The organism is Algibacter luteus, from assembly GCF_030344935.1.
Classification (GTDB): Bacteria; Bacteroidota; Bacteroidia; order Flavobacteriales; family Flavobacteriaceae; genus Arenitalea; species Arenitalea lutea.
Genome location: NZ_CP128313.1, coordinates 3646690 through 3664933, shown reverse-complemented (window position 1 = coordinate 3664933; position 18244 = coordinate 3646690). Strand labels below are relative to the sequence as shown.

Here is an 18244-nt window from a genome sequence, read left to right as displayed (position 1 = left end):
GAAGGAAGTTTACACTGCCTTTAGCATTTTTGCTCCATCCTTAACTTGTTTCAGTATCTCTGGTAGATAACTTTATAAAGTTTAGTATGAAAGAGGTTGCAATCAGTCAAATCTTTCCTCTTGTTATTTGTGTGCGCAAAAGTAAAAAAATAAAAGAATATCTACCTCGATTTTAACTTTTTTAAGCAAATAAATAAGCTTTAGAATTTTTATGTCTCGATTTGTGGTTGTTAAATCTGCAAATGGATAATCAAATAATAATTCTGTCCGTAATTAAATGAATTCTTCTAGTAGAATAAGGTAAATTTGCAGCTAAATATTTTTTTTAAAACCCGTTTAAAAGTGACCTGGTGATAGGGAATATGATATACCGAAAGTTGGATTGAAAGAAATGGTTGCGACAGTAATGAAAGTAGATAAAAAAGGACTACAATAATGAAAAAATGCAGATTCAAATAAGTTTGATATTTTTTTTAGAATTTATTCATCTTTTGAACATCATAAAAAATATAACTTAAAAAGCTGAATAACAATATGTTAAGTTGGTTTTTATGGTTGTGAGTTTAACCTAAAAAATGAAAGCATAAAATCTATAAAAACCTAATATTTTAATTTCGGCAAGTCGTATTATTAAATTGAAGAATTTATAATATTAATCTTAAAAATTAACAGAATTATAATTAATCAACATAATTAGCGCTATTTTTTGCAACAAATATGAAAGAACTCAATAAACATAGTAGAAGATTAACTCAAGATGAATCTCAGCCTGCATCTCAAGCCATGTTATATGCAGCCGGTTTTAGGGATGAGGATATGAATAAGGCACAAATAGGAATTGCAAGTACGGGGTTTGACGGAAACCCATGTAATATGCATCTTAATGGCTTAAAAGATGAAGTTAAAATTGAGTGCAATATTGCAGGATTAGTAGGTTTAGGGTTTAATACCATAGGTGTAAGTGATGGGATTTCTATGGGGACCTCTGGTATGAATTATTCTTTAGCATCTCGAGATATTATTGCAGATTCTATAGAAACGGTTATGCAAGCACAAAGTTATGATGCATTAATAGCTATTGTTGGTTGTGATAAAAATATGCCTGGAGCTATAATCTCTATGCTGCGTTTAAATCGTCCATCAATCATGATGTATGGTGGTTCCACCGCTTCTGGACTATATAAAGGTAGAAAACTAAATATAGTTTCGGCTTTTGAAGCTTTAGGGCAAAAAGTAGCAGGAGAGATTGATGAAGAGGAATATAAAGAAATTATAAAACGAGCCATTCCAGGCGCTGGTGCTTGTGGTGGTATGTATACTGCTAATACTATGGCTTCAGCAATAGAATGTATGGGGTTTGCATTACCTTATAACTCATCTATTCCAGCACAGAATCCAAATAAATTATCAGAAAGTGAAAGAACTGCAAGAGCTATTAAGAATCTTTTAGAATTAGATTTAAAACCTTTAGATATTATTTCAAAAGAATCTATTGAAAATGCCATTACATTAGTAAACGCACTTGGAGGATCTACAAATGCGGTATTGCACTTTTTAGCAATTGCACATGCAGCAGATATTGATTTCACACTTGAAGATTTTCAACGCGTAAGTGATAGAACACCATTAATTGGCGATTTAAAACCTAGCGGAAAATACTTAATGGAAGATGTTCATAGTATTGGAGGTATTCCTGCAATAATGAAATATTTATTAGAGAATGGTTTCTTACATGGTGACTGTATGACGGTTACAGGTAAAACACTGGCAGAAAACTTAGCTAATGTAGAAGCTATCGAGTTTGAAGAACAAGACATTGTTTATCAAAAAGAAAACGCTTTAAAATCTTCTGGAAATTTACAAATCCTATATGGGAATTTAGCCGAAGAAGGTGCGGTAGCAAAAATTTCAGGGAATGAAGGATTACTGTTTGAAGGTAAAGCTGTGGTTTACGATGGTGAACAAGCTGCTAATACAGGGATATCAAATGGTGAAGTCGAAAGAGGTGATGTAGTCGTCATTCGTTATGTAGGTCCTAAAGGAGGTCCGGGAATGCCTGAAATGTTAAAACCAACATCCTTAATAATGGGTGCTGGTTTAGGAAAATCTGTGGCGTTAATAACTGATGGTCGTTTTTCAGGAGGAACGCACGGTTTTGTGGTAGGTCATATAACACCTGAAGCACAAACAGGGGGAACTATCGGATTATTAAAAACTGGTGATAAAATTAGAATTAGTGCAGAAGATAATTCTATTAATGTATTGATTTCTGATGAAGAATTAGCTCAAAGAAAAGCACAATGGGTTCAACCACCATTAAAACACAAAAAAGGAATATTATATAAATATGCAAAAACTGTAGCATCGGCTTCAAAAGGCTGTGTAACAGATGCATAAAATGTTCTTGCATTGGCAGGAATCTCACACTTAAAAGTTGAGAATATGAAGACACAAACAATTAATAAGAACCAAGAAGTGGCAGAAAAAACACAAAATATTGCGGGTAGCGAAGCAGTAGTAAGAAGCTTAATTGCCGAGGGTGTAGATATTATTTATGGATACCCAGGAGGAGCTATTATGCCGGTTTATGATGAGTTATTTAAATATCAAGATAAAATTCATCATGTATTAACGCGTCATGAGCAAGGTGCTGCACATGCTGCTCAAGGTTATGCCAGAATTTCTGGTAAAGTAGGTGTTGCTATGGCAACTTCGGGTCCAGGAGCAACCAATTTAATCACCGGAATTGCCGATGCGCAAATAGATTCTACACCGTTAGTTTGTATAACAGGTCAAGTGTTTTCGCATTTATTAGGAAGTGATGCATTCCAAGAAACCGATATTGTTGGTATTTCTACTCCTGTAACCAAATGGAATTGTCAGGTTACTAAAGCTGAAGATATTCCAGGAGCAATCGCAAAAGCATTTTACATAGCTAAAAGCGGGAGACCAGGGCCAGTATTAGTTGATATTACTAAAGATGCTCAAGTCTCAAATTTAGATTTTATATATAAGAAATGTACAGGTATAAGAAGCTATAATCCTGTGCCAAAAACAAGTCAAGAGTCTGTTAATGCAGCTGCAAAATTAATTAATAATGCTAAAAAACCAATGATTGTTTGGGGTCAAGGTGTTATTTTAGGTCAAGCAGAAGAAGAACTTAAAGCAGTAATAGAAAAAGCTGGAATTCCATCGGCGTGGACTATTCTAGGAGCTTCGGCATTACCAACATCTCATCCTTTAAATATTGGTATGGTAGGAATGCATGGTAATTATGCTCCTAATAAATTAACTAATGAATGTGATGTTCTAATCGCTATTGGAATGCGTTTTGATGATCGTGTTACTGGACGATTAGATGCTTATGCGAAACAAGCAAAAATCATTCATTTCGATATTGATCCTGCAGAGATTGATAAAAATGTGAAGACTGATGTTGCAGTATTAGGAGATTCAAAAGAAAGTTTATCAATGCTTTTAGATGCTTTGGATAATAATTCACATGAATCATGGTTACAAGAATTTAAAGATTTATACGCTATTGAATTTGAAAAAGTAATTAAAGGTGATATCAGTCCTACGAAAGAAGGGTTGACTATGGGCGAGGTTATCAAACAAATAAATATTGAAAGCAAAGGTAAAGCAGCTATTGTTTCAGATGTTGGTCAGCATCAAATGATAGCCTGCAGATATGCCGAGTTTAACGTTTCAAAAAGTAATATTACATCTGGAGGTCTAGGAACCATGGGGTTTGCACTTCCAGCGGCAATAGGAGCTAAAATGGCAGCACCAGAGCGCGAAGTTGTTGCCGTTATTGGTGATGGTGGTTACCAAATGAATATTCAAGAATTAGGTACCATTTTTCAGCAAAAAGCTGCGGTAAAGATTGTAGTTTTAAATAACGAATTTTTAGGAATGGTACGTCAATGGCAACAGTTGTTTTTCGATAAGCGTTACGCATCTACCGAAATGACAAACCCAAATTTTGTTGCCATTGCAGAAGGGTATTATATCAAAGCTAGAAAAGTAACAAAACGAGAAGAATTAGCAGGGGCTGTAAAAGAAATGATGGACTCAAAAGAGTCTTATTTCTTAGAGGTTTGTGTTGAAAAAGAAGACAATGTATTTCCAATGATACCATCGGGTGCAGCGGTTTCAGATGTAAGATTAAGTTAAGTTTATAGAAATGAAGGAAGATATAAAATCATTCACAATATCAATATATACCGAAAATAATATCGGATTATTGAATCGTATTTCAGCTATATTTCAGCGCAGACATATCAATATAGAAAGTTTAACAACATCGCAGTCAGAAATAGATGGCGTTAATCGTTTTGTAATTGTTGTAAATATTTGTGAAGACACAGCTTGTAAAATTGTTAAACAGATTGAAAAGCAAGTTGAAACCATTAGAGCTTATTATCACACAGAAGATCAAACCATTTTTACCGAGTCTTGTATGTTTAAAATAAAATCTGATTTGTTGTTTAACGAACCTCAAATTCAGAATATTATAAAAGAAAGCAATGCAAGAATTGTAACTGTAAATAAAGAGTTTTTTGTACTTGAAAAGTCAGGTAGAAGAAACGAAATAGAATCTTTACGACGTGATTTAAACGTGTTTGGCATCATGCAATTTGTGCGTTCTGGCAGAATTGCAGTAACTAAAGATCAAATGAAAATAACCGAATTGCTAACAGCATTCAATAACCAATAATAACAATTAAATATAAAATGGGAAATTATTTTAACACACTATCGCTAAGAGATAAATTAAATCAATTATCGAAGTGTAGATTTATGGACGCTTCAGAGTTTTCAGATGGAGTAAACGCTTTAAAAGGTAAAAAAATAGTTATCGTAGGATGTGGTGCTCAAGGATTAAACCAAGGGTTAAACATGAGAGATTCTGGTTTAGATATCTCTTATGCATTGCGTGTTGCTGCGATTAAAGAAAAGCGTCAATCTTTTATAAATGCTACAGAAAATGGTTTTAAAGTTGGTAATTATCAAGAGTTAATTCCAACTGCAGATTTAGTGTTAAACTTAACACCAGATAAACAACATACCAATGCCGTAAATGCTGTAATGCCTTTAATGAAAAAAGGAGCAACATTATCGTATTCTCACGGCTTTAATATTGTTGAAGAGGGTATGCAAATACGTGAAGACCTTACTGTAATTATGGTGGCGCCTAAGTCTCCAGGGTCTGAGGTTCGTGAAGAATATAAGCGTGGTTTTGGTGTGCCAACATTAATAGCAGTGCATGACGAGAACGATCCAGAAGGTAAAGGTTGGGCGCAAGCTAAAGCTTATGCAGTAGCAACTGGTGGAGATAAAGCGGGTGTGTTAGCATCATCTTTTATTGCTGAGGTGAAGTCTGATTTAATGGGAGAACAAACTATTCTTTGTGGATTATTACAAACAGGATCTATCCTTTGTTTTGATAAAATGGTTGAAGAAGGTATTGATGCTGGTTACGCTTCAAAATTAATTCAATACGGTTGGGAAACTGTAACAGAGGGTCTTAAATATGGTGGTGTGACTAATATGATGGATCGTTTATCTAACCCAGCAAAAATAAAAGCTTTTGAATTGTCAGAAGAATTAAAAGACATTATGCGTCCGTTATTCCAAAAACATATGGATGATATTATAGAAGGTCGTTTTTCTGCAGGAATGATGGCAGATTGGGCTAATGATGATCATGATTTATTGACTTGGAGAGCAGCAACTGCTGAAACCAATTTTGAAAAAACACAGGCTGGTGATGTTGAAATATCAGAGCAAGAATATTACGACAATGGCGTGTTAATGGTTGCTATGGTGAGAGCTGGAGTTGAGTTAGCTTTTGAAGCTATGACTGATTCTGGAATTATTGATGCATCAGCATACTACGAGTCTTTACACGAAACACCATTAATTGCTAACACCATCGCAAGACGTAAATTATACGAAATGAATAGTGTGATTTCTGATACTGCTGAGTATGGATGTTATTTATTCGATCATGCTTGTAAGCCTTTATTGAAAGACTTTATGTCGAATATTAAAACCGATGTAATTGGTAAGGCTTATGCTAAAGATAATGGTGAAGGAGTTGATAATGCAAAACTTATTGAAGTGAATAAAGCATTAAGAAACCACCCAGTTGAAAAAGTAGGTGAGTTTTTAAGATCTTCAATGACGGCAATGAAGCCTATTGTATAGCACACAATTAAACTAAACTATATTTTTAAAAGCCTGTCAGATACAATTTATTCTGACAGGTTTTTTGTTCTAAAACATAATCTAATTAGGTCTTACATAATTTTTAGAACACTAATTAAAACAGTAACTTGTATCTATCAAATTCTATAAATTGATATTATGAATCAGGAAAAACAAATTTATTTTCCTACTATTGAAAAGGTAAAAAAAGCTACCGAAAACATTAAAAATGTATCGGCTGTAACACCTTTAGGTGTTAGCTTAAGGTATTCAAAACAATTTGATGCTAAAATTCTTTTAAAACGTGAAGATTTACAACAAGTACGATCTTATAAAATTAGAGGGGCATATAATAAAATAAGTTCTCTTACTGCGGAAGAGTCTAAGAACGGTGTGGTTTGCGCAAGTGCTGGAAATCATGCCCAAGGTGTAGCCTTGTCTTGTAAATTACTCAAAATAAAGGGCACCATTTATATGCCGGCTCCAACTCCAAATCAAAAGGTGGAACAAGTAAAGATGTTTGGCGAAAATTATATAGAAATAAAACTCGTTGGAGATACATTTGATGACTCTTACCATGCCGCAATGTTGGAATGTGAGTCTTTAGGTAAAACATTTATCCATCCATTTAATGATGAAAAAGTTATAGAAGGGCAGGCTACAATTGGTTTAGAAATTTTAGAACAATGTGACAAACCTATCGATTATGTATTTATTGCTGTAGGTGGTGGTGGACTTGCGGCAGGATTATCAACAGTATTTAAAGCCTTATCTCCAAACACAAAGGTTATTGGGGTTGAGCCGGAAGGAGCGCCTTCAATGAAAACATCTATTGAAAATAATAAAAACACCGAACTTGAATCTATAGATAAATTTATAGACGGTGCAGCGGTAAAACGCGTGGGCGATTTAAATTTCGCTATTTGTAAAGAAAATTTACATGCCATGATAACGGTGCCCGAAGGGAAGGTATGCGAAACCATTTTAGAACTATATAATAAAGATGCTATAGTTGCGGAACCTGCGGGAGCATTAAGCATTTCGGCCTTAGATTTTTATGCTGAAGACATTAAAGGAAAAAACGTGGTTTGTGTGGTTAGCGGCAGTAATAATGATATTACACGAACACCTGAGATAAAAGAAAGAGCCTTATTATTCGCTAATTTAAAGCATTATTTTATCATCAATTTTCCACAGAGAGCAGGCGCGTTAAAAGAGTTTGTTGTTGATATTTTAGGAGCGAATGATGATATAACTTATTTTCAATATGCTAAAAAAACAAACCGTGAAAATGGTTCAGCTGTGGTTGGTGTTCAATTAAAATCCGCATCAGATTTACAACCCTTAGTTGAAAGAATGAAGAAACATAATTTTTATGGTGATTACTTAAACGACAAACCTGATCTCTTTCAGTTTTTAGTTTAAAGACCTTGTTTTTTAGGTAGTTAAAGTCTATTATTTACGAAATCGTTTGAGTTGAAATTCTTAAATTTATTTAAAGTTTAAAGGTTTGGTTTCAGTTATTTTCAGTTATTTTGATTGAGACGTCTTATGTTAAATTGGAGATTCTATAGTCTTTAAACTTTAATTTTTGAAACACTCTAACAATAAAAAAGACCATAAAACTTTTCTATTAAATAAGATGTTTAAGGGACAAATTACACTAATCAAAAAAATAATAAATTCAAACTGATGAAACAACCTTTTAAAGAAATTCCGCAGGCATTTAAAATTGACTCTCTTTTGCATCAAAACACGTATTTGGTAAATGGTGAGTTAAAACCTTGGAAGGGAGAAACGGCAGAAGTATATTCAACCATCTCATCAACTTCAGATTATAAGCAAACACTTCTCGGAACTATTCCGCAATTGGGTGAAAAGGAAGCTAAAGAAGCTTTAGATTCAGCAACTTTAGCTTACGATAATGGTAAAGGTTTATGGCCAACTATGAAGGTTGGAGATAGAATTGCATGTATGGAAACCTTTGTTGATCAAATGAAAACAAAGCGTGAGGAAGTCGTGAAATTACTCATGTGGGAAATTGGAAAGAATCTTCCAGATTCTGAAAAAGAGTTTGATAGAACTGTTGACTACATTTATGACACTATTGAAGCCTATAAACAAATTGACAGAGATTCTGCGAAATTTGAAAAGAACTCAGGTGTACATGCCCATATCCGCCGTGGTCCATTAGGTGTTGTTTTATGCTTGGGGCCTTATAATTACCCTTTAAATGAAACATTCACTTTATTAATTCCTGCATTAATTATGGGGAATCCTGTAATTTTTAAGCCTGCTAAATTGGGTGTCTTACTCATTTCACCATTATTAGATGCTTTCCAAAGTAGTTTTCCAGAAGGGGTTGTAAATATTGTGTATGGTCGTGGTCGTGTTTTAGCTACTCCAATTATGCAATCTGGTAAAATTGATGTATTAGCATTAATTGGGAATAGTAATTCAGCTAATGCATTACAATCGCAACATCCAAAAGGAAATAGATTGAGAATGGTTTTAGGTTTAGAAGCCAAAAATCCAGCAATTGTATTGCCTGATGCCGATTTAGATTTAGCTGTTGAAGAATGTATTGCGGGTACTTTATCATTTAACGGACAACGTTGTACAGCCTTAAAAGTATTATACGTACATGAATCAATTATTGAAGAATTCAATCGTCGTTTCGCATACAAGGTAGATCAACTAAAGTTTGGAAATCCATGGGAAGAAGGCGCGAAACTAACACCACTTCCTGAAGTTGATAAGCCAGGATATATTCAAGAATTAATTGATGATGCTAAGGCAAAAGGAGCAAAAGTGTTGAATAAAAAAGGTGGAGAAACGACAGAAAATTTCATTTTTCCAGCAGTCCTGTATCCAGTTTCAAAAGATATGCGTGTTTTTAAAGAAGAACAATTTGGTCCTGTTATTCCTATTGTTTCTTTTTCGGATATTGAAGAACCTCTAGATGATATGGCCGAATCAAATTATGGACAGCAAGTAAGTTTGTTTGGTAAAAACGTTCATACCTTGTCACCATTGATTGATACTTTAGTGAATTTAGTGTGTCGTGTAAACTTGAATAGTTCTTGTCAACGTGGTCCAGATGTCTATCCTTTTACTGGAAGAAAAGATTCTGCTTATGGTACTTTAAGTGTTCATGATGCTTTACGATCATTCTCTATTCGAACTTTTGTAGCTGCGAAAGATAATGCATACAATAATGCGATACTTCAGGAATTATTAGAAAAGAAAACCTCAAACTTTATAAGTACGGATTATATTTTATAAATTTATATCAAACTAAAAAGTACAGATATGAAAATCATTAAATTACCAATCCTAGCCATTTTATTAGCTTCATTAATGTTTAATTGTGGAGGTAAAGAAGAAAAGAAGAAAGAAGGTTTTAGTTATGAAAGAACAAACTCTTCAGAAGCAAACGAATCCAAAGAAACAGATAGCGACGTTGCAAATATTGTATTAACATCTAACGATGTAATGCAGTATAATTTAAAAGAAATTAAAGCTAAAGCGGGTCAAAAAGTTAAGTTAACATTAAGACATATTGGTAAGCTTGATATTAATGTTATGGGGCATAATGTAGTTATACTTAAACAAGGCGTTGATTTAACAGAATTCGCAGGAAAGGCTGCTATTGAAAGGGAAAATAAATATATCCCTAAAGATTCACAAGATATTATTGCTCATACCGATCTTATTGGTGGTGGTCAAGTGACATCTATAGAGTTTGTTGCTCCAGAAGCAGGAACGTACGATTTTTTGTGTAGTTTCCCTGGGCATTCTGGAATTATGAAAGGTAAATTTATTGTAGAATAAATCTTTAAAAAATAAAAATGAAAAACCCTTTTGAGATAAAATCTTAAAAGGGTTTTCTAGTTAATATAGTTGAGTTAGTAGTTTAGAAATCTAATTTCCAGCCTTCACGATAAGCTCTTTTCACGAATTGATTGGCTGGTTCAAAATTGGTAATTTTCATGTTTTTACCATCCCAGAGTAATTTTTTACGCCCAGGATATTCAAATCTGTTATTATTTTCTTCTCGTAAATTATAACTTCTTATGGCTAAATTACCCATTAAAATGGATTCAGTAAGCGGACCAGCGAAATCAAATGAAGAAGTTAATGCTTGATGTTCTTTACTTTCATATCCAGCTTTGCAAGCTTCAACCCATTTATGGGGATGACCATTTTCAGGTAATGAAATTTCTTCATAATCACTGTCTTCAGGTAAAATAATTTCACCCGAATTTAAATATAGTTTAGGATTTCGTCCGTACGTTCCACATGTTATAATGCCTTTTTCACCTATCATGATAACACCATTCGCACTATTCTCATCACCAATAGGGTGGTCCGCAGGAATAAGCTCAGGATGAAACGGTCGTAAACCACCATCAGTCCAATTTAATTTAACTTCTGAAGGATTTTTATCGGTTGCTTCAAATTTTAATTGTGTTCTTGATGATGGCGGACAAGATTCTGGAAAATAATCTGGTGTCCAATCGCGTGTAAATACAGCTCCTACGCTGCTTTCTACTTCAGTTGGATATCCTAATCCTAAAACACGGTAAGGAGGGTCCATTAAATGGCATCCCATGTCACCGAGTGCGCCAGTTCCGAAGTTCCACCATCCTCTCCATTTAAACGGATGGTATAATGGATGGTAATCTACCCATTGTGCAGGACCTACCCAGGTGTCCCAATCTAAGTTATCAAGAATAGCTGGTTTGTCGGTTGGTGTTTTAATGCCTTGTGGCCATACAGGTCTGTTTGTCCAAACATCAACATGGTTAACCGTTCCAATCATTCCAGAATTGAACCAATCTGCCATGATTTTGACACCTTGTCCTGAAGCCCCTTGATTTCCCATTTGGGTAACAATTTTGTATTTTTTTGCAGCTTCAGTAAGCACACGTGCTTCATGAATACTATGTGTTAGCGGTTTTTGCACATATACATCTTTGTTTAATTGCATTGCGGCAAGGGTTATAACAGCATGCGTATGATCTGGAGTGGAAACCGTAATGGCATCAATACCTGAACTATCTTCTAATAATTTTCTGTAATCTTTAAATTGTTTGGCCTTCGGAAATTTTGAAAATGCTTTAGAAGCACTATTCCAATCGACATCACAAATTGCAACAATATTATTTGCACCATTGTTCCAAACATTCATCATATCTGAGTAGCCTTTACCACCTGCACCAACAATTGCTATATTTAGTTTATCGCTAGGTGCGACAAATCCTTTCCCCATGACATGACGTGGAATTATGGAAATACCAAATGTTGTAAGCGCTGTTTTTTTAATGAAAGAACGCCTACTGTTTAAAGATTTTTTACTCATAATGAAAGGGATTTATGATGAAAACTATTTTAATTCTAGTATTTCGATATTTCTGAATTCAATAGGATGGCTCTCACTTTGTAATGAAATATATCCTCCGGTTAAAGGTTGCCCGTCTTTAGCTTGAATTTCTTCTGAAGTTGAATCTAAAAACTGACCGCCAATTGTTGGGTTTGAGTATGAAATAACCGATTTTCCGTCAAGGTAATGCGTGATAGAATCTTTGTTTACAGTTACCATGGCAGTAATCCATTCTTCGCCATAATAAGTTTTACTATCTGAAGAAATACAATGATCGGTAACTAACGCGCCATTCATTTCAACATGAGTTCCTGGAGTGCATAAATTTCCTGAAGGGCGAAGTGCGTTTTCATTAACACCACCAAGTAATTGAACTTCTAGAGAAATTGGGAACCCTTGACCAACTAACATGGTTTCTGGAGATTGACAATGAATCATAATTCCACTATTTTTTTCTGCCCAAGATGCACCTCCATTAGCTTGCTCTCCTACAAATCTGTATTCCAAACGCAATTTATAATTTGTGAAAGGTGCCTTGTAAAACAAATGCCCGTATTCGTTTGAGAAATTCTCATATCCATCATAAGATACCTTTAAAAGATTATTCTCTACTCGAAAAGTATTGTTGTAATTGTTGCCTAATTCGTAACCATTGATTTTAGGAGTCCAATCCGTTAAATCTTTGCCGTTAAACAGGGAAATCCAGTTTTCAGTTTCTATCTCGTCAGACTCTTTTTCATCATTCATCTTACAATTGCTAAATAAAGCAATAGCGAGAATCAACAAAATGTATTTAGCAGCAAATTTCATTATATAACTAATGAGTTATCAAGAGACCAAGCTTTACCTTCGGTTAATTCTTGTAAATCACCGCAATAATATTGAGACGGTACAGGGTCGTACTTCAATACTTGTTCGCCTATCTGTTCCGTTGTAACATAGGCACTAATGGTCATCATTTTGATGCTGTTTAAAAATTCAGATTTCGTAGGGATTAACGATTCTAAATCGGCTTCTCTTTCTTCATCAATTTCATCTTTAAGCAACATGTGTTTGTCTAATAATGCTTTGTAATTTTCATCGGTTACTGAGTCTATAGTTTCTTCAGCATTAGGTTTTAAAACACTAATAATATTGTTAAACGCTGTTTTAATATGTGCTTTGTCTTCATCTTCAACAACTTCTACAATATACTTATCAATAAATTGAGGGACGTTGAGCTCTAACGCGGAGGGTAAATTTTCTGTTTTTGGTAAAATAATATCAACGAACCTAGTTAAAACTTTCCCTTGTTCTTCAGACAAAAAATCTGGAATCCAAGTTTTAACATCACTTGTACAACTTTGTAATAAACTAACAATAGTAGGGGTGGCTACAAAAAGCCCTGTTGCTAAACCTAAATTTTTTAATGCATCTCTTCTTTTCATTTTAAAAATTATTAAAGGTTATCTTTTTTTAATTGTTCAACAGCATGATTAGCTGCTCTAGCTGTAAAGGCCATATAGCCTAATGATGGATTATGGCAAGCCGCAGAGGTCATAAACGAACCATCTGTAACATAGACATTCTTACAAGCATGAATCTGGTTGTATTCATTTAATACAGATGTTTTTGGGTCTCTTCCCATTCTCGCAGTTCCCATTTCATGAATACCTAAGCCCATACCTCTTCCTTCTGCTCTGTCATACCCTTCTACATCTTTAAATCCAGCAGATTCGAGCATTTTTATGGCTTGTTCTTGCATGTCTTTTCGCATTGCTATTTCGTTTTCACCAAAATCGGCATCAAAAGTGATTGTTGGTAATCCCCATTCGTCTAACTTATCGTAATCTAAATACATTCTATTTTTATGGTCGGGTAGTGTTTCACCAAACCCAAGAAGATTGACGCGCCATTCTCCCGGTTTTAAAATGGCTTCCTTCAATTCTGGTCCGTATTTTAATTCGGCAACCATATCGGAAAGTCCAGATCTGCTTGCACCACCTTGATAACCATATCCTCTTCTAAATTCCTTAACATTGGTTTTGCCACCAAGATTTCTAAATCGCGGAATATATACGCCATTGGCTCTTCTGCCTTTGTTAATTTTGTCTTCAAATCCTTTAGCTACTGCTGTGGCACCAACATGGAAATGATGGTCCATGATATTATGCCCTAATTCGCCACTATCGTTTCCTAAACCGTTAGGAAAACGCTCTGATTTTGATTGTAGTAAAATAGAAGCGGATGCAATAGCTGAAGCACATAAAAAGATGATTTTTGCTTTAAACAGGAAGGCTTCTTTAGTCTCTGCATCTATTACTTTAACACCAATTGCTTTTTTAGTGGTTTCATCATAAACAACTTCATGCACGATAGAGTTTGGTCTTAACGTCATGTTGCCGGTTGCTTCTGCAACAGGTAATGTAGAAGAGTTGCTACTAAAATAAGCACCAAACGGACAACCACGCATACATCTGTTTCTATATTGGCAGGTACTTCTACCCATTCCTGGTTTAGTGCCTTCGGTTATATGTGCAGTTCTACCAATTGTTAGCACTCTACCGTCATCGAATTTTTCTGATATTTTTGATTTTAATTCTATTTCAACACAATTAAGGTTCATTGGTTTTAGTAGCTTTTGGTCTGGAAGCACCTCTAAACCTAAATTTTCGCCGCTTACACCAATAAATTCTTCAACTTTATCATACCAAGGGGCAATATCTTTATATCGTACTGGCCAATCAACAGCAATACCTTCTTTTTTGTTTGCTTCAAAATCTATATCACTCAATCGATAACTCTGTCTTCCCCACATTAATGAGCGTCCGCCAACATGATAGCCTCTTATCCAATCAAAACGTCTGTCTTCATTATAAGGGTGTTTAATGTCATCTACAAAAAAATGTTGATGTGCTTCTTGAGTAACATAACCTGTTCGGTGTTGTTTGAATTTACGTTCTTTTGTTTCTTTAGATGCTACACCGCCGTTTGGAAAATCCCACGGATCCATATTAGCAGTTTTATAATCTTCAATATGTTTCACCATTCGTCCACGTTCAAGAACGAGGGTTTTTAAGCCTTTTTCACAAAGTTCTTTGGCGGCCCATCCTCCAGATATTCCCGTTCCAACTACAATGGCATCATATTCTTCTTCAATAGAAATTAAATTGTTAACACTCATTTGTTACGTATTATTTGGTTTTAGTTTAGAATTTAAAATGTGATAAGTTACACATTTAACGCCAAATTAGTTAATTTGCATTTTAATAATGTTCAATTTTTTTCAGTGAAGATAAATATACAAAAAATAACCCCTTTTGAAGCTGATGGAATAATCTATCATGCAGACACATGTTTGCCTTTAATTGATGCTGTAAAACGAAAGAAAGTTAAGTTTAAAGCATTGGCAAGATATACTTATCCTGGAGATAGATTAACAGATGACACATTGGGTTTAAATAGCATTGGGTATTGGGATGCCAACGAACAGCAAGATTGGGGTCTAGATTGGCACAGAAATGAAGGTATTGAAATACATTTTTTAGAATCAGGTTCTATGCCGTATGCTCAAGAAAAAAAAGAACTAGAATTGCAGCCTAATGATTTAACCATAACACGACCTTGGGAAGCGCATAAGGTTGGTAACCCAGACATAGGAGTAGGTAAATTTTATTGGGTAATATTAGACTTAGGCGTGCGTAGGCCTCATCAAAATTGGGTTTGGCCTGATTGGATTATTTTGGCGCCTGAAGATTTGATGAGATTAACAACTATTTTGAGACAGAATGAAGATGTAAGATTGCGCTCGGACAGAAGGGTTAGAGATTGTTTTCAAAGAATAGGACGCGCTGTTGATACGGATAAGTCAGGTAGTAATTCATCAAGAATAAGATTGTTAGTGAACTACCTTTTAATTCTGCTATTAGATCTTTTAGAATCTGAAAATGTTGAGCTTAGAGAAGAGCTAACAGATAGCTCTAGAAGCGTTAAATTATTTTTAAATGAATTAGAAAAAAATTTAGCTGAAGCATGGACTATTGAAAAAATGGCTGAATCTGCCGGAGTTGGTCTAACAAGATTTACTTTTCATTGTAAGCAATTAACTAATTTAACACCCATGCGCTACTTGATGATGAGACGCCTAAAAATGTCCAAACAAATGCTGTTAGAAAATAAAGATTTGAGCGTCGCAGAAGTTGCATTTAGTTGTGGTTTTTCAACAAGTCAATACTACTCAACAGTATTTAAAAAACAAGAAAAGTGCACACCAATAGAATATCGCCAAAAACATGAGATTTTAATTTAAAAATGATTGTCTAGTTTGTATAAATTCTTTCACTGAATAATTATAAACATGTTTAATGGTGTAATTTTATAATTTTCAATTTATTTTAAACTAATTAAAACACTATAAAAATGACTTTAAATCTCTATAACAAGAGTGTAATCGCATTAGTAATATGTTCATTCTTATTAATCTTATCTTGTAAAGACAATAAAAAGGTAGCAGCTAATGACGAACCAATTGCTCATGAAATAGCTGAAGAACCATTTTTTAAACTCTCATTAGCACAATGGTCACTTCATAGAACATTTAATGATGAAGGTGTAAGTCCTTTTAAATTTGCTGAAATGGCAAAAGCTCATGGGTTTGAAGGTCTAGAGTATGTGAATCAGATATATGAAAATCAAATTGAAGCCTTAGGTATTGATACAGTAATCGATTCTTTAATGGTAATGAGTCAATTACATAATATGAGCAACGTATTAATTATGGTTGATGGCGAAGGCGATTTGGCTGACCCGAGTGAAAAAGTGCGTGATCAAGCTGTTGAAAACCATAAAAAATGGATTGACGCTGCACAAAAATTAGGTTGCCATTCTATTCGAGTAAATACATTTGGAACTAACGACCCAGAATTGTGGTTGCCCTCGGTGGTTGATGGATTGAAAAAATTATCGGAGTATGCAGCTACCAAAAATATAAATGTATTATGTGAAAATCATGGTTGGTTGTCTTCTGATGCAGCTAAATTAGTGGAAGCAATTAATCAAGTAAATATGGAAAATTGTGGCACATTACCAGATTTTGGAAACTGGTGTGTGAAGCGTAAAGAAGGAGCTAAATGGGGCGAATGCGAAGAGGTTTATTCAGATAAATACGAAGGAATTAAAATGATGTTGCCAGCTGCCAAAGCGGTTAGCGCAAAAAGTTATGATTTTGATGAGGAAGGAAATGAGACCACATTAGATTATCCAAGAATATTGAAATTAGTGAAAGATGCCGGATATACAGGTTTTATTGGAGTTGAATATGAAGGCAAAAGATTAAGCGAAAAGGAAGGTATTTTAGCAACAAAAGCATTGTTGTTAAAGGCTGCTAGCGGATTGCAATAGAATTCTGATAACTAACTAACTAAATTATAAATGAAAAAATCCACACAATTTCAATTGTCTTTTATGATGTTCCTTGAATTTTTTATTTGGGGAGGATGGTTTGTAACCCTCGGATCTTTTATGGGAAACAATCTAAGCGCAACAGGTGCTGAAACTGGAATGGCATATTCAACACAATCTTGGGGAGCAATTATAGCACCTTTTATTATTGGATTAATTGCCGATAGGTTTTTTAATGCTGAAAAAATTCTTGGAGTGTTGCATATTGTCGGTGCATTTTTAATGTATCAAATGGCACAATCAACTGAAGTTGCGACATTTTATCCTTATGTCTTGGGTTACATGATAGCTTATATGCCAACATTAGCTTTGGTAAATTCAGTATCATTTAATCAAATGAACGACCCAGCGAAACAATTTCCTATTGTTAGAGTATGGGGAACCATTGGTTGGATTCTAGCGGGATTAGTAATAAGTTTTGTTTTTAAGTGGGATTCTATCGAAAATATTGGACAAGGCATGTTGTCAAATACTTTTATAATGGTAGCTATAGCTTCAGTTATCTTAGGGGTGTTTAGTTTCTTCTTACCAAAAACACCACCAAGTGTTTCTAAAGATGAAAAAGTAACAGTTAGGGATATTTTGGGACTAGATGCATTGAATTTATTAAAAGACAGAAACTTTTTAGTATTCTTCTTGTCATCGGTTCTTATTTGCATTCCATTAGCCTTTTATTATCAAAATATTAGTCCTTTTTTAACCGAGTATAAAGTTGAAAATTCTACAGCATGGGCTTCATTAGGGCAAATGTCTGAAGTTGCATTTATGCTATTATTACCATTCTTCTTCAAAAAATATGGCTTCAAAAAAACCATTCTTTTCGGAATGCTAGCGTGGGCAATTCGTTATGTGTTATTTGCTTATGGTAATAGCGGCGACTTGTTTTTCATGTTGGTAGTTGGAATAGCATTACACGGAATTTGCTATGATTTCTTTTTTGTCTCAGGTCAAATTTACACCGATTCAAAAGCTGGTGAGAAAGTTAAAAGTGCAGCACAAGGGTTAATTACATTAGCTACTTATGGTGTTGGGATGTTAGTAGGATTTTGGGTTGCAGGACAAATTGTAGACCAAAATGCATTGGCAAATGGCGATCATAGTTGGATAGATATTTGGAGGTTTCCAGCATTATTTGCGTTAGGCGTTTTTGTTCTATTCGCATTCTTTTTTAAAAATGAAAAAGTAGAATATAAAGAGTAAAAAATA

Annotated in this window: 14 protein-coding genes; 10 read left to right on the top strand and 4 right to left on the bottom strand. The window is 34.4% G+C overall.

What is annotated here, in order from left to right; translation table 11 throughout:
• The first annotated feature begins 717 nt into the window (after positions 1-717).
• From ilvD to O5O44_RS15875, 7 genes are all read left to right on the top strand, one after another.
• The gene (gene ilvD / locus O5O44_RS15905) at positions 718-2397 is read left to right on the top strand and encodes a dihydroxy-acid dehydratase (protein WP_019387706.1); all 1680 of its coding nucleotides are present in this window, start codon (positions 718-720) and stop codon (positions 2395-2397) included.
• Between the two features lie 45 nt (positions 2398-2442).
• A complete protein-coding gene (gene ilvB / locus O5O44_RS15900) occupies positions 2443-4176 on the top strand; it encodes a biosynthetic-type acetolactate synthase large subunit (protein WP_289195179.1) in 1734 nt (577 codons plus the stop codon).
• A gap of 10 nt (positions 4177-4186) precedes the next feature.
• The gene (gene ilvN / locus O5O44_RS15895) at positions 4187-4720 is read left to right on the top strand and encodes an acetolactate synthase small subunit (protein WP_019387708.1); all 534 of its coding nucleotides are present in this window, start codon (positions 4187-4189) and stop codon (positions 4718-4720) included.
• A gap of 17 nt (positions 4721-4737) precedes the next feature.
• Positions 4738-6213, top strand: coding sequence for a ketol-acid reductoisomerase (ilvC, locus tag O5O44_RS15890; protein ID WP_289195178.1), 1476 nt, complete (start codon positions 4738-4740; stop codon positions 6211-6213).
• 159 nt (positions 6214-6372) lie between these two features.
• Entirely contained in the window at positions 6373-7638 is a 1266-nt protein-coding gene (gene ilvA / locus O5O44_RS15885) for a threonine ammonia-lyase IlvA (RefSeq protein WP_289195177.1), read from the top strand.
• A 267-nt stretch (positions 7639-7905) separates the two neighbouring features.
• Positions 7906-9498: an NADP-dependent glyceraldehyde-3-phosphate dehydrogenase gene (locus tag O5O44_RS15880; RefSeq protein ID WP_019387711.1), complete on the top strand. Its 1593-nt coding sequence runs from the start codon at positions 7906-7908 to the stop codon at positions 9496-9498.
• 27 nt (positions 9499-9525) lie between these two features.
• Positions 9526-10047, top strand: coding sequence for a plastocyanin/azurin family copper-binding protein (locus tag O5O44_RS15875; RefSeq protein WP_019387712.1), 522 nt, complete (start codon positions 9526-9528; stop codon positions 10045-10047).
• A gap of 82 nt (positions 10048-10129) precedes the next feature.
• On the opposite strand, the gene O5O44_RS15870 is transcribed toward O5O44_RS15875, so the two are convergent.
• From O5O44_RS15870 to O5O44_RS15855, 4 genes are all read right to left on the bottom strand, one after another.
• Positions 10130-11578: a Gfo/Idh/MocA family protein gene (locus O5O44_RS15870; RefSeq protein ID WP_289195176.1), complete on the bottom strand. Its 1449-nt coding sequence runs from the start codon at positions 11576-11578 to the stop codon at positions 10130-10132.
• Positions 11579-11602: 24 nt separating this feature from the next.
• Entirely contained in the window at positions 11603-12346 is a 744-nt protein-coding gene (locus O5O44_RS15865; RefSeq protein WP_289195175.1) for a 3-keto-disaccharide hydrolase, read from the bottom strand.
• A 62-nt stretch (positions 12347-12408) separates the two neighbouring features.
• Positions 12409-13026: a gluconate 2-dehydrogenase subunit 3 family protein gene (locus tag O5O44_RS15860; RefSeq protein ID WP_289195174.1), complete on the bottom strand. Its 618-nt coding sequence runs from the start codon at positions 13024-13026 to the stop codon at positions 12409-12411.
• 11 nt (positions 13027-13037) lie between these two features.
• A complete protein-coding gene (locus O5O44_RS15855; protein ID WP_289195173.1) occupies positions 13038-14762 on the bottom strand; it encodes a GMC oxidoreductase in 1725 nt (574 codons plus the stop codon).
• Between the two features lie 105 nt (positions 14763-14867).
• Between O5O44_RS15855 and O5O44_RS15850 the strand changes: the two genes are divergently transcribed.
• From O5O44_RS15850 to O5O44_RS15840, 3 genes are all read left to right on the top strand, one after another.
• Positions 14868-15887 (top strand): helix-turn-helix transcriptional regulator, encoded by a 1020-nt coding sequence (locus tag O5O44_RS15850; RefSeq protein ID WP_289195172.1) that lies wholly within the window; start codon positions 14868-14870, stop codon positions 15885-15887.
• A gap of 110 nt (positions 15888-15997) precedes the next feature.
• Positions 15998-16978 (top strand): sugar phosphate isomerase/epimerase family protein, encoded by a 981-nt coding sequence (locus O5O44_RS15845; RefSeq protein ID WP_289195171.1) that lies wholly within the window; start codon positions 15998-16000, stop codon positions 16976-16978.
• 30 nt (positions 16979-17008) lie between these two features.
• Positions 17009-18238, top strand: a complete 1230-nt coding sequence (locus tag O5O44_RS15840) for a nucleoside permease (protein ID WP_289195170.1) — start codon at positions 17009-17011, stop codon at positions 18236-18238.
• Positions 18239-18244: the final 6 nt, after the last annotated feature.